At 65.0% G+C, this 12,940-nt stretch carries 12 protein-coding genes, 2 pseudogenes and 1 riboswitch; of the genes and pseudogenes, 4 read left to right on the top strand and 10 right to left on the bottom strand.

The genetic code is table 11. The annotated features are described in order from the left end of the window. Positions 1–11: 11 nt before the first annotated feature. Positions 12–788: a SurA N-terminal domain-containing protein gene (locus K728_RS0106385; RefSeq protein WP_024476240.1), complete on the bottom strand. Its 777-nt coding sequence runs from the start codon at positions 786–788 to the stop codon at positions 12–14. A 112-nt stretch (positions 789–900) separates the two neighbouring features. After that, a pseudogene (locus tag K728_RS18605) lies at positions 901–1,388 on the bottom strand (DUF427 domain-containing protein). A 72-nt stretch (positions 1,389–1,460) separates the two neighbouring features. On the opposite strand from K728_RS18605, the gene K728_RS0106375 reads away from it, so the two are divergent. Next, complete coding sequence (locus K728_RS0106375; RefSeq protein ID WP_019483282.1) at positions 1,461–2,267, top strand: carbon-nitrogen hydrolase family protein; 807 nt, start codon at positions 1,461–1,463, stop codon at positions 2,265–2,267. A gap of 113 nt (positions 2,268–2,380) precedes the next feature. Here K728_RS0106375 and K728_RS0106370 read toward each other — a convergent pair whose 3' ends face one another. The 7 genes and pseudogenes from K728_RS0106370 to K728_RS0106340 all read right to left on the bottom strand — a co-directional run bounded on the left by K728_RS0106370 (position 2,381) and on the right by K728_RS0106340 (position 10,402). Further along, a complete protein-coding gene (locus K728_RS0106370) occupies positions 2,381–2,884 on the bottom strand; it encodes a CoA-binding protein (RefSeq protein WP_024476239.1) in 504 nt (167 codons plus the stop codon). Next, positions 2,881–4,212, bottom strand: coding sequence for an O-acetylhomoserine aminocarboxypropyltransferase/cysteine synthase family protein (locus tag K728_RS0106365; protein WP_024476238.1), 1,332 nt, complete (start codon positions 4,210–4,212; stop codon positions 2,881–2,883). Before K728_RS0106365 ends, K728_RS0106370 begins: the two co-directional genes overlap by 4 nt. Next, positions 4,212–5,359: pseudogene (gene sfnG / locus K728_RS18600) on the bottom strand (dimethylsulfone monooxygenase SfnG). The gene K728_RS0106365 and the pseudogene sfnG overlap by 1 nt, the downstream one beginning before the upstream one ends. A 6-nt stretch (positions 5,360–5,365) precedes the next feature. Continuing rightward, positions 5,366–5,470, bottom strand: a riboswitch (SAM riboswitch). Positions 5,471–5,556: 86 nt separating this feature from the next. Next, a complete protein-coding gene (gene acs / locus K728_RS0106355; protein ID WP_051317636.1) occupies positions 5,557–7,509 on the bottom strand; it encodes an acetate--CoA ligase in 1,953 nt (650 codons plus the stop codon). Continuing rightward, on the bottom strand, positions 7,500–8,414 hold the full coding sequence (locus tag K728_RS0106350) for an ABC transporter permease (protein WP_019483277.1): 915 nt from the start codon (positions 8,412–8,414) through the stop codon (positions 7,500–7,502). Before K728_RS0106350 ends, acs begins: the two co-directional genes overlap by 10 nt. Then, positions 8,411–9,454: an aliphatic sulfonate ABC transporter substrate-binding protein gene (locus tag K728_RS0106345; protein ID WP_019483276.1), complete on the bottom strand. Its 1,044-nt coding sequence runs from the start codon at positions 9,452–9,454 to the stop codon at positions 8,411–8,413. Before K728_RS0106345 ends, K728_RS0106350 begins: the two co-directional genes overlap by 4 nt. A 138-nt stretch (positions 9,455–9,592) precedes the next feature. After that, positions 9,593–10,402: an ABC transporter ATP-binding protein gene (locus tag K728_RS0106340; RefSeq protein ID WP_024476236.1), complete on the bottom strand. Its 810-nt coding sequence runs from the start codon at positions 10,400–10,402 to the stop codon at positions 9,593–9,595. Positions 10,403–10,627: 225 nt separating this feature from the next. Between K728_RS0106340 and K728_RS0106330 the strand changes: the two genes are divergently transcribed. Further along, the gene (locus K728_RS0106330; protein ID WP_019483274.1) at positions 10,628–11,044 is read left to right on the top strand and encodes a CoA-binding protein; all 417 of its coding nucleotides are present in this window, start codon (positions 10,628–10,630) and stop codon (positions 11,042–11,044) included. 13 nt (positions 11,045–11,057) lie between these two features. On the opposite strand, the gene K728_RS0106325 is transcribed toward K728_RS0106330, so the two are convergent. Then, positions 11,058–11,885 (bottom strand): DUF1206 domain-containing protein, encoded by an 828-nt coding sequence (locus K728_RS0106325; protein WP_024476235.1) that lies wholly within the window; start codon positions 11,883–11,885, stop codon positions 11,058–11,060. A gap of 60 nt (positions 11,886–11,945) precedes the next feature. Here K728_RS0106325 and K728_RS0106320 point away from each other — a divergent pair, with 60 nt between their 5' ends. Continuing rightward, the gene (locus K728_RS0106320; RefSeq protein WP_024476234.1) at positions 11,946–12,341 is read left to right on the top strand and encodes an MmcQ/YjbR family DNA-binding protein; all 396 of its coding nucleotides are present in this window, start codon (positions 11,946–11,948) and stop codon (positions 12,339–12,341) included. After that, entirely contained in the window at positions 12,328–12,855 is a 528-nt protein-coding gene (locus tag K728_RS0106315) for a DUF1990 family protein (protein ID WP_024476233.1), read from the top strand. The genes K728_RS0106320 and K728_RS0106315 overlap by 14 nt, the downstream gene beginning before the upstream one ends. Positions 12,856–12,940 lie beyond the last annotated feature (85 nt).

Genomic DNA, 12,940 nt, shown 5'->3' with positions numbered 1-12,940 from the left:
CACCACCTGCCTTAGAGGTTGATCGTGATGTCAGCTTCCTCGCGGAGGCTGGATACCAGGGACTCCGCTGCGGCGGATTCCTTCTGGGTCTGGAGCTGCTCCTCGAGAGCTGGCCGTGCTTCCTCGAACGGGGGAACCTCGGTCTCTTCGCCGCTCTGGGCGTTCTGCTCTTCCTGCTGGGCCACTGCCTCGTCGTAGGCGGTGGTGAGCTCCTCCTCGGAGGGTGCGGAGTCCCCAGCCTCTTCCTGGATGAGCTGTTCCACCTGGACCTGGGTGGCGAGCTGGTCGTTGACTGTCGCCTCGTCCATGCCCTGCTCGGCGAGCGCTGCGTAGAACTCCTCGGCCGAACCAAGCTGGTTGGCTGCTACGAGCTCATCGAGTGCTGCGGTAGTTGCTTCGTCGCTTGCCTCAATCCCCCGTTCGTCAGCTTCCTGAACCAGCAGTTCGGTGCCGATCATTCCCTCGATGGTCTGGGTTTTGAGCTCATCCTGGTCGACTGCTTCCCCTGACATCTGAGACTGGATTGCGGCCTGCTCGTACTGGGCGGTGTAGACCGATTCGAAGTCCGCCTTCAGGATCTCGGTGCCGTTGACCAGCGCCACGACGTCAGGCACGCCTTCCAGATCGGCGTCGGCAACTTCGGGGGCCGCTTCGGGCGCTGCGCTCTCATTGGCGGGGGCCTGCGACGTCTCGGATCCCGACTCGCTGCCGTCTTCGGGGGTGCCGCACGCGGACACCACCGAGACAATTCCGGCCAAGGCAATACTCAGTAAAAACTTCTTCCGCACAATATTCTCCTGCCAGATAGATAACCAACCTGCGAAGGTATCAGTCCTCTATGAGCGTTAGCTGGGCGTCACCGTTCGACGGCGGGGTCGCACTGTCGGGACTGGGCCCGGACTACCAGCCCCAAGTGCCGGGGGCGCCTTTGAAAGGCCCGACGATGCGGCTGGNCCGCCGTAGAAGTCGCCCTCCTGCGCCTTGACCACTTCACCGTCAATAAGACAGCGGTCCATTGCTCCCGGATAAATCGCTACCCGGGTTTGCAGTGCCTCGAAGCCGGGGGTGGGGGTTGGGTAGGTCCACCCGGCGCGGGGTGCGCGGTGCTGCCCGCTGACGACGTCGTAATACGCTGCCATCCCCTTGTACTCACACAACGATGAGCCCTCCACGCGAGCCAGGGCGCCGGCGACGAAGTCGCCCATCGGAACGTAGTACACCGGGGGGTGGCTGGTTTCCAGGACCCGGACCGAATCGGTGCTGTCGGCGATCACCATACCGCCGAACTCAATCAGCACCCGCTCGGTGGTGGGCTCCAGCCGTGGCGGTCGCGGGTAGTCCCACACTGATTCCTGGCCGGGGCCGGGGACGATAGGTTGCAGTGTCATAACCCAACAATAAGACGTTCAGGCATTCGGTAGGCTGTGAGGGCACCTATTTCATGACTGAAAGCGGCGACGATGAAGATCAGCGTTGGGCAGTTCCGACCGGGCGGTAGCGTCTCGGACAACCTCAAGACCATGCGTGGGCTTGCCGAACAAGCGCGTTCCGAAGGGTCCGAGCTGATCGTCTTCCCCGAGGAATCCATGTTCTCCATCGGGAAGGTGGAGGGTTCGCTGGCGGCTGCCGTCGACGAAAACTGGTCGACCTTCGTGCAGCAGCTGTCCTTCATCGCCGTCGAGCTCGGCATAGCCATTGTTGCTGGCGGGTATGAGGGGAGCGGCGAGGACCGCCCCTACAACACGCTGGTCCTGGTGGATGCCACGGGAAAGATTGTCGACACCTACCGCAAACTTCACCTCTACGACGCTTTCAGCTATCAGGAGTCCACCCGGATCAAACCCGGCGACGGCGGCATCAAGGTGGTCACGATCGGTGACCTGTCAGTGGGGCTCATGACCTGCTACGACATCCGCTTCCCGGAACAGGCACGTGCGCTCGCCGACCGCGGGGCGGATCTGATCCTGGTGCCGGCCGCCTGGTTCAAGGGCGATCACAAGGTGGATCATTGGGAAACCCTGCTGAAGGCCCGCGCCATCGAGAACACCGTCTGGATCGCGGCAGCCGGGACCTCGAGCGGGCATACCATCGGGCACTCGGCGATCCTCGACCCCATGGGAATCCCGCAGGTCTTCCTCACCGACGAGGAAGAGGGAGTGGTCACCACCAACGTGTCACGCCGACGGATCGCCGACGTCCGCGAGTTCCTGCCCGTGCTCAAGAACCGCCGATTCGCGCGCAACGAGGAAATCGTCGAGTCCCACTAGCCCAGCCACCCTGCCCCCCAACCAACGGGATCGAGTCAACAGGAATAGCCACTTTTTGGGGCGATTCCTGTTGACTCGATGGGGTGTGGGATGGGGCTAGATGATGGGTGGGGCTAGGCGGTAACCTGCCGCTTCGACGAAATCACTCCGGTGTTGAAGCCAGCCAGGTTGAGTCCACCGTGGAACCGCGCGTGCTCAATCTTGATGCAGCGGTCCATCACCACGTTCAGGCCCGCCTCCTCGGCGTCGTGCGCAACGTCCTCATGCCAGGACCCCAACTGCAGCCATAGTGTTTTCGCGCCAACAGCCTTCGTCTCCTCAAGGACACTGGGCAGATCATCGTGCTTCCGGAACACGTCGACGATGTCGGGGACCTCCGGTAGGTCGGCCAGGGACGCGTACACGGGCTGCCCCAGAATCTCCTTCGCCACCGGGTTCACGAAGTACAAGCGGTAGGGCGACGACGACTGCAGGTAGGTGGCCACGAAGTACGACGCGCGGGACGGCTTATCCGACGCCCCAATGATCGCCACCGACTTGGCGTGACGCAGGAGCGAGAGTCGTTCAGGGGCGGACGGGCCCTCCCAGGTCCGTACCGTTTCCAGATTGGCGCTCATGCGGTGGCTCCCTCGTGCGGAGTAGATGTTGAGCCCTGCGAGGTTGCAGTGGCAAGGTCCAGTGCCTGGTCGATGTCCCACAGGATATCGTCCAGGTCCTCGAGTCCGATCGAAATCCTGACCAGGTCCTCGGGGATGCCGGCCGTGACCAGCTGCTCGGCGGACAGCTGCTGGTGCGTGGTCGAGCCGGGGTGGATGACCAGGGTGCGCGCATCGCCCACGTTGGCCAGGTGTGAGGCCAGCTGCAGCGACTCAATAAACTTCTGCCCTGCCGCCCTGCCCCCTTTCACCCCAAAACTGAAGACCGACCCGGGCCCTTGGGGCAGGTACTTGGCGGCCCGCTCGAAATGCCGGTGCGAGGGGAGGCCCGCGAAGTTCACGTACTCCACCCGAGGGTCGTTCTCCAGCCACTCGGCGACCGCTTGGGCGTTGGACAGGTGTTCGTCCATCCGCTGGGCCAGGGTTTCCACGCCCTGCAGCAGCTGGAAGGCTGACATGGGGGAGAGGGACGGCCCGATGTCCCGCAGCTGCTCGGTGCGCAGCTTGGTCAGGAAGCCGTACTCGCCGAAGTTGGCCCACCACTGGATATTGCCGTAGGACGGGACCGGTTCGGTCATGGTGGGGAACCGGCCGTTACCCCAGTTGAAGGTTCCGGCCTCGACGACGACGCCGCCCAGGGTGGTCCCGTGCCCGCCGATGAACTTGGTGGCGGAGTGGATCACAATGTCGGCGCCGTGCTCGATGGGCCGGATCAGGTAGGGGGTGCTCAGGGTGGAGTCGATGATCAGCGGCACACCGGCGTCGTGGGCGATCTTCGCTAGCCCCTGGATGTCGGCGATTTCACCCGAGGGGTTCGCGATCACCTCCGCGTAGACGGCCTTCGTGTTGTCCTGGATGGCCGCAGCATAGTCAGCGGGATCCGTGCCGGGGACGAAGGTGGTGTCAATGCCGAACCGGCGCAGGGTCACATCGAGTTGGGTGACCGTGCCGCCGTAGAGCTGCGACGCGGCGACAATATGATCCCCGGCCTGGCAGAGGGCCGCGAACGTGATGAATTCGGCGCTCATGCCCGACGCCGTCGCGACCGCCCCGATGCCACCCTCCAGGGACGCGATCCGCTCCTCGAACGCGGCGACCGTAGGGTTGCCGATCCGCGAATAAATGTTGCCGTACTTTTGGAGCGCGAAGAGGTTGGCGGCGTCGTTCGTGTCCTTGAACACGAACGAGGTCGTCTGGTAGATGGGTACCGCTCGGGCGCCGTGGGCCGAGTCGGGGGTGCCACCCGCGTGAAGAGCGCGTGTACGGAAACCGAAGCTGCGATCAGCCATCAGACACCTGCCTTAATCTGGTTGTCAACATTGAAATCTAGGCCCTCTTTACGGGCGAGGTCCGCTTCGAGTTCGCGGACGATGGGGAGGATGTCTTTGCCGAAGGCTTCGACCTCCTCCTGGAAGTGGAGGTAGCAGGTCAGCATCAGGTTCACGCCGATTTTCTTGTACTCGATGATCCGCTCGGCGATCTGCTCGGGGGTGCCGATCAGCTGGGTCTTGAAGCCGTCGTTGTACTGGATCAGGTCCTCGAAGGACGAGTCCGCCCACATGCCCTTGCCATCCTTGGTCGAGGCCCCGGCTTCCTGCACTGCGCCCCGGAACCCCTCCACCGCCGGTTTGTGGGCCTTGGCCACGATCTCGCGGAGCGTCTCGCGGGCTTCCTTCTCGGTATCGCGGGCAATCACAAAACCGTTGAGCCCGTACCGGGGGTCGCGGCCGACGTCGGCCGCTGAGGCCTGCACGCCGGCGATATTCTCCTTGAATCCCTCGAGGTCCTTGCCGTTGGAAAAGTACCAGTCGGCCACCCGGCCAGCAGTGGCCTGNGCGCCGCCGTCGAGTTCCCGCCGAAGAAGATTTCCGGGTGTGGACGCCCGGGCACGTCGACGGGCGGCGGGTTGAGGGTGAAATCGGTAATGTTGTAATACTTGCCGGCCTGGGAGAAGTTCTGCTCGGTCCAGAGGCCGCGGAGGATCCTGATGAACTCTTCGGTGCGGACGTAGCGCTCGTCGTGCTCCAGCCACGGCAGCCCGAACCCGGTGAACTCACTCTTCAGCCAGCCGGACACAATGTTCACCGCCGCCCGACCACCGGAGATGTGGTCAGCGGTGATGATGAACTTCGCCAGGACTCCGGGCTGCCACATGCCGGGGTGGACGGCGGCGATCACCTTCAGCTTTTCGGTCGCACCGAGCAGCGCCAGGGAGAACGACGTGGCCTCATGCTGCTTGTCGGCGCCGTACGACGCCGCATACCGGGTTTGCGAGAGGGCGTACTCGAAGCCGGCGTCCTCCGCGATGCGGGCCAGCTTCTTGTTGTACTCGAAGTCCCAGCTGGTGCGCTGCTCAATGGTGGAGACCACCAGGCCGCCGCTCACATTGGGCACCCAGTACGCGAACTTCAGGGGTTGGGAAAGGTCAATAGCCATAGTGGTCCTCCATCGTGCCTGGCATTAGCACCCTAATGTCACTGCCGTGGGCAGTGGCCAGGGTTGCTGCGGTGTCAATGAGCCAGATCTCTCAACCGCTCGGGATGGTCCCCACCAGTGTGACAGTCCTCTCACGGTCGACCAACATTGTTGCTCTCCGTTGCGGGTTGTCCCTCCGGTGGGGTTTACAGGCGGGGTCACGGTGACGCCCTTGCGGCCAGTGCGGCAGCGATGCCGGGCACGCACGCCTCGTTCTGCAGGGAAGTGGTGTCACCCAGCGTTGTGTTCTCGAACAGTTGCGTCAGGAGTCGGCGCATGATCTTGCCGGACCGGGTCTTCGGGACGTCCGCGACGACGACGACGGCGGCCGGCTTGGCGATCGGCCCGATCACCGCCGCGACGTGGTCCCGCAAGACCCGGCTCACCTCCTCCGCCGCGTGCGCGCCGGCCCCGTGGGACGCAGCCAGCACCACGAAGGCGGCAATCGCATGGCCGGTCCGCGGATCGGAGACCGGACAGACGCCGGCCTCGACCACCCACGGGTGAGCAACCAGGGCCGATTCAATCTCGATGGTCGAGAGCCGGTGGCCTGACACGTTGAGCACATCGTCGACCCGGCCGAGGATCCAGGTGTCGCCGTCGTCGTCGTTCCTGGCCCCATCACCGGCCAGGAACCAGCCCTGGGCGGCGAACTTTCGCCAGTAGGAATCCAGGTAGCGCTGCGGGTCGCCCCAGACGGTGCGCGCCATCGCCGGTCCGGTGCGGTCCACGACGATCAGGCCCTGCTCACCGGTGGGTACCGGGTTTCCGGCGTCGTCGACAATCCGGGTGCTCACGCCGGGGAGGGCGCGGGAGGCAGAACCGGGCTTGAACGAGGGGTCAGTGGGGCGGGGAGAGAGGATGGTGGCGCCGGTTTCTGACTGCCACCAGGTGTCGACGACCGGTGCGGTGCCAGCCCCGAGGTGCTCCCTGAACCAGCGCCAGGCCTCGGGGTTGGTGGCCTCACCGACGGTGCCGAGGAGACGGATCGAGGACAGGTCGTAGCTGGCAGGCACGCCGTCCGGGAACCAGCCCATTAGCGACCGGATCAGGGTGGGGGCCGTGTAATAGCTGGTCACCTTGTAACGCTGGATGATCTCGAAGTGCCGCCCCGGATGTGGGGTGTTGGGAGTGCCCTCGAAGATCACCTGGGTGGCGCCGTTGGAGAGCGGACCGTAGATCTCGTAGGTATGGGCGGTCACCCAGGCAAGGTCGGCGGTGCACCAGTGGACGTCCTGGTCCCGCTGCGACGGATCGGGGTTGCTGAACAGGTAGTCGAAACTCCACGACGCCTGGGTCAGGTACCCACCGGAGGTGTGCACCAGGCCTTTGGGCTTACCCGTGGTGCCGGAGGTGTACATGATGAACAGGGGAGTCTCGGCGTCGAACGCCTCGGCAGCGTGATGCGGGGCCGCGGCGCCGACTGCGTCATGCCACCAGACGTCCCGGCCCTCGGTCCACTCGATGTCGCTGCCGGTCCGGCGGATCACCAGAACATGTTCGATGCTGTTGGAACCGGACACGGCCTGATCGGCGTTGGTCTTGACCGGCACCGCTGCGCCGCGCCGGTACTGCCCGTCAGTTGTGACCAACAGTTTGGCGCCGGTGTCCTCAACCCGGAAGCGTAAGGCTTCAGCAGAGAATCCGCCGAACACCAGTGAGTGCACCGCCCCGATTCGCGCGCACGCCAGGGTGACCACAATCGTTTCCACGAGCACGGGTAGGTAGATCACCACGCGGTCGCCCTTGCCGATCCCGAGGTTCAGCAAGGCGTTGGCTGCGCGTGACACCTCCTCCTGCAGGTCCGAGTAGGTGACCGTTCGCTGGTCCCCGGGCTCACCCTCGAAATGCAGTGCGACCTTGCTGCCCAGCCCGGCATCCACGTGCCGATCCACGCAGTTGTGGGCCACGTTGAGGCGGCCCCCCGCGAACCACTCGATCACCGGGACGGTGAGCTGCCCGTCGGCGCCACCCGATACCGGCCGGGCTGGCTGAAAGCTGTGCGCCGTGGTCCATTCGGCAGCCCAGTCCAGCCGGCGCGCCTGCTGTTCCCAGAACGCCAGGCGGTCCGTCTCGGTCAGGGGGTCGGCCTCCTGAAGGCTCACGCCCATCGCCGGACCGCCCACTTCTCGGCGATCCCCAGGAGGGCATCGGTGGTTTTGCCGATGATCGCCAACAGGATGATCGCCAGGAAGATCCTGTCCACCCGTCCGTTGTTTTGTGAATCACTCAACAGATATCCGAGCCCCAGCGAGGAGGCAATCAGTTCAGCCGCGACCAGGAACAGCCACGCCTGGGCGAGGCCCAACCGGAGACCGGAGAACACTGATGGAATCACGGCCGGGAGTTGCACCGTGGTCAGCAGTTTGAAGCCCTTCAACCCGAACGCCCGGCCGGCCTCCACCAGGTTCCGGTCCACGTGCCGTAGCGCGAGGTACACGGTGGTGAAGACGGGGAAGAAGGCGCCAATGAGGATCAGCGTGATCTTTGAATCCTCGCCGATCTTCATCCACAGGATGAGCAGCGGCACCCAGGCCAGGGACGGGACAGCACGCAAGGCGCCGATGGTGGGAGCGAGCAGCGCGTCCGCGATCCGGGACAGCCCGACGAGTGAGCCGATCGCGAGGCCCAGGGCGGCGCCGAAGGTGAAGCCCAGCAGTACCCGTTGGGTGGAGATGCCGATGTGCGTCCACAGCTCGCCGCGCTGGATCAGTTCGACTGCCGCATTGAGCACCGCCGCGGGCGGCGGCACCTGGACGGCGCTGAACAGGCCGGTGACGGAGTTCAGCTGCCAGACGGTGATGATCAGCCCGGGCAGGATCAGCCCGAGGAGCAGACGCACCCAGCCACGCCGCAGCGGGCCGGTCTGGGACCATCCATGTGCCGGTCCGCCCCGTTCGGGCGGCGGCTGGGTGGCGTCTGCCGTTGCCACGGTGGAGCCGGAGGCTTCCAGGGAAGTCTGGCTCACGCCCGTGACGCTGTTCCCGGTCACGTACGGATTCCCGATGTGGGTCATGAGGAGGCCTCAATCGCCGTGGGATCCGCGTTGCGTACCAGGGAGTCTTCAAAGAGGGTGTCGAGCGCTTCGTCAACCTGTTCCTGGCTGGAGACGTCACCGGATTCGACGAACACCGGACCGATCTTCTCCAGCACAGCCCGCTGCGCGTCACCCGGGATGGGGTCAACGTCCAGGTTGGTGCGGTCGATGATGACCGCGTTGGCGATTTCGACGTCGATCCCTGCCACCTCGGCGAGGATCTTGGCCGTCTCTTCGGGGTTCTCGATGGCCCATTCGCGGGCCTTCTCGTAGGCGTTTACGACGGTCTGGGCCAGCTCGGGACTCTCCGCCAGGAAGTCTTCGGTGGCGTTGAGGAAGCCGTAGGTGTTGAAGTCGATGTCCCTGAAGAACAGGGTGGCCCCATCCTGTTCGGCCGAGGCCATGATCGGGTCGAGGCCCGACCAGGCGTCCACCGATCCGTTGGCGAGGGCGGCCCGGCCGTCGGCGTGCTGCAGGTTCTGCACCGTGACCTCGGAGGGATCGACGCCGCCGGCCTCGAGCGCCTGCAGGAGGAAGAAGTAGGGGTCGGTGCCCTTCGTGGCGGCGATCGATTTGCCCCGCAGGTCCTCGATCTCCTGGATGTCCGAGTCAGCGTTCGTGACCAGCGCCGACCATTCCGGCTGAGAGTAGATGTCGATCGTCTTGATCGGGGAGCCGTTGGATCGGGCGAGCAAGGCAGCGGAACCGGCGGTGGAACCCACGTCGATGGCTCCGGCGCGCAACGCCTCGTTCGCCTTGTTGGACCCGGCGGACTGGATCCAGTTGACGGTGACGTTTTCATCCGCCAACTCGTCCTCCAGCCACCCCTGTTCCTTGATCACCAGGGACAGCGGGTTGTAGGTGGCGAAGTCAATGTTCAGTTCGCCGCCCGCGGGGGCGGCAGCGCCGTCGGCGTCCTCACCGGCCATGCATCCCGTCAAGGCGAGGGAGGCGACGGCGGCCAGTGACGCGGCGCCCAGAAAGGTGCGGCGGGGGTGGGGTGCTGGTTGGCGGTTCATGAGTGTCCTTCGGTGAGACGGGTCGTCTGAGACGAGTTGGGTGAGACGAACAAAAGGGTGGGTACGGTGTGACACAGCGGGCAGGCCGTGCAGGGGTGGGTGAAAAGGAAAACCCCGGAGGGCAGGGGAAGGCGCGGCCTAGTGGCCGGTGACTCCCAGGGAGGCGAGCAAGGAGCTGCGCATTCGGCCGAGGTCGGCCGCGTTGCGGTCGCGGGGGCGGTCGCCGGGGACGGTGAGAACCTCGGTGATGGTGGCGCCCGGCAGGTTGCCGTCGGCGCCCAGGACGATGATGCGGTCTGCCAGTTGCAGCGCCTCGTCGACGTCGTGAGTGACCAGTAGCACGGTAGTGGGTTGGGCTCGGTGGATGTCGAGCAGGAGATCCTGCATCTTGATCCGGGTGAGAGCATCAAGGGCGCCGAACGGCTCGTCGAGGAGGAGGACGCCGGGGTTGCGGGCCAGGGCACGTGCCAATGAGGCTCGCTGTGCCATTCCGCCGGAGACTTCCCGCGGACGGTGCTTGGCGAACGAAGCAAGCTCGACCAGTTGCAGCAGCTCGGCTACTTTGGCTTTACCCACGCTGGCACTCGACGCCTTGGGCAGACCAATGGCGACGTTGGCCTGCAGGGTGTGCCAGGGCAGCAGTCGGGGTTCCTGAAAGGCGACGGCGCATCGTTCGTCGATGCCGTGTACCTCGGTGCCGTCAATCAGGACGGACCCGGCGTTGAGGGAGTCCAACCCGGCGGCAGCCCGCAACAGGGTGGATTTGCCGCAGCCGCTCGGGCCGAGGATGGCGAGGACCTCGCCGGCGTGCACTTCGAAGTTGATGTCCCGCAGGACGGTCCGCCGATCGGAGGCGGCACCGAAGCTTCGGCCGAGGCCGGCGAAGGTGACGTTGAGTGCCTGTTTGGAGGGCGCAGTGGTTGACTGTGGTGATGCCAGAACGGTCATAGGATTAACTCCATCGGTCCTGGCGGTAGCACCCTACTGTCACCGGTTGGCCGCTGCACTTACGTGCTGCAGATGGTCAGCCGGATGGCCAGGGTTGCTGCGGCTTCATCGATCCAGGTCTCTCGGCCGCTCGGGATGGTCAAGCACTACTAAACTCCTGTGCACGGGTTCTCCGCAAGTGTTGGCGTAACAATCCGACCGATTACAGCGAAAGGGCACACCACCATGGCACACAGCAACGATCCTGAAGTGATCCGCACGCTCCTCACAACTCCCGCCCGCTGGGCGGTGGTCGGACTCTCCAACAACCCCCGGCGCGCGGCGCTCGGAGTCTCACGGTTCCTGATCGACCACCTGGGGATGGAGGTGATCCCCGTCAGTCTCAAGGGCGACGACGTCCATGGGCGCACCGGCTATCGGCGACTGGCGGATATCCCCGGGACCATCGACGTCGTCGACTGCTTTGTGAACTCCTCAAAGGTGGGAGCGGTGGTGGATCAGGCCATCGAGGTGGGCGCGAAAGCGGTCTGGCTCCAGCTAGGGGTCATCGACGAGGCGGCCGCTGACCGCGCGCGGGCGGCGGGGCTCGACGTCGTCATGAACACCTGCCCGGCCATCGAAGCGCCACGCCTCGCCCGCTGACGACGGCGGCAGACTACATCTTCTGGTAGCGGGACCGGATCACCATGAACACACCGTAGGCGATCAGACCAACGGCGACGACCCCCAGAATCCAGGCGCCGTACGGCTGATCCTGCAGGGACTTCAAGGCCCCGTCCAGGCCGGTGGATTCTTCCGGGTTGTTCTTGACCGTTGCCACGATGAACAGCAGGCCCAACACCAGCAGCGCCACTCCCTTGGCGATGTAACCGACCATGCCGAGCCGGATGACCGCGGTCCTGGCGCCGTGGCCGGGCAACCCGGACAGGTTCTTGGTGAAGTGTCTGGTGGCCCCGCTGTAGACGAAGTACCCGCCAACCACCATCACACCCGCCCCGACCGCCATCAGCAGGACCGAACCCGCCGGGTTGGACATGAGGGAGGCGCTCAGATTCTGGGTGCTTTCGCTGCTGTCGCTGCTGCCGCCCGACGCATAGGTGGCGAACGTTCCGCCGATGACACCGTAGGTGATCGCCTTGGCGCCGTTCTTCGCGCGGAATTTGAGCTTGTCGGAGTCCTTCATGCCGCGGGCCCCGAAGAAGACTTCGCTGAGCATAAAGAGGGCAAGCGCAATCGATCCGATGGCGCAAGCCCAGAGGAGCATGGCGCCGCCGGGGCCGTCGCCGAGCGCGCTGATCGCACCGCTTTGGTCGGCACTGCCGGATCCTCCCAGGGCCACCCGGAGGGCAATGACGCCGATCAGAAGGTGCAACAGGCCGGCAGCGATGTAGCCGGCGCGTGCCGCGATCTCGAAGGCCTTGGAATCCGATACGTCCTCGGCCGTGTCCACTGCCTTATCAGCCTGGCGTTTTGCCTCGCCCATGGTGCGCTCCTGCGGTTGGTTTTCTCCTATCCTGCCATCCTTTGGCAGTAAGCTCGGCCCATGGATCCAGTTGTTCTGCGGGAGTTTTGCCTGGCACTGCCGGGTGCCTTCGAGGACTTTCCCTTCGGGCCCGCAGCGTCGGTGTTCAAAGTGAGGGCGGCGGGCGGTGCTGCAAAGATGTTTGCCTTGTCCGACCTCTCCGCTCCCAACTTGTCGGTCAGCCTGAAATGCGAGCCGCAGCTTGCCGAACAGCTGAGGGCCGCGCACCCGGAGATTGTTGGGGCCTACCACCTCAATAAGACCCACTGGAACGGGGTTTCATGCACCGGGAACCTTCCGGATGCGATGATCCGCGACATGATTGAGGATTCCTACGATCTGGTGGTGGCCTCCTTGCCGGCACGGGATCGCGAAACGCTCGGCTGGAGCAGATTGGCAGCAGATGGTAAAACCTGATTTCACGTATGAGCCGCTCGGGCTGAGCCAGCGGAACGAATCCCCGCCCGGGTACCGGGTGGTGGACCGGCGGGTCCGGGTCGGAACCGGGTATGCGGCCTACGCCCGGCTCGCTGATGGGATTCTGTCCTGGCAGCTGCATCGGGGCGCCGGGTTGAGGGTTCCGCCGGGCCAGGGACGGGCTGCGGTTGGCCGGGACGTGGTTCCCGCCTTCGGCGTCGGCCCGCTGCGGCTGCCAGCACCGTGCCGGGTGGTGTGGACCGAGGAACCGGTCGAGGACGACGGCGGGGCCCAGCGTGCCGGTTTTGGGTACGGTACGCTGCCGGGCCACCCGGAACGGGGTGAGGAAGCGTTTATGGCTATCCTCGATCCGGACGGTGCCGTCTACTTCGAGGTGTTCGCCTTCAGCCAGCACGCCAACTGGTTTTTCAAACTGGGCGCACCGGTCGCCCGGTTATCTCAGGAGTTCGTTACCCGCCGGTACCTTTCCACCGCGCAGCGGCTGGCCAGCTAGCTTCCGGGCCCCCGAATCGCTGGCGTCCAAATCCGCTAGCGCCCCGAATCCGCTAGCGCCCCCGATCCCTGCAAACGCCCCAGAT

Source organism: Arthrobacter sp. CAL618 (assembly GCF_000468215.1).
In the GTDB taxonomy this organism is placed as follows: Bacteria; Actinomycetota; Actinomycetes; order Actinomycetales; family Micrococcaceae; genus Arthrobacter_D.
This window is presented reverse-complemented; position numbering and strand designations above follow the sequence as displayed.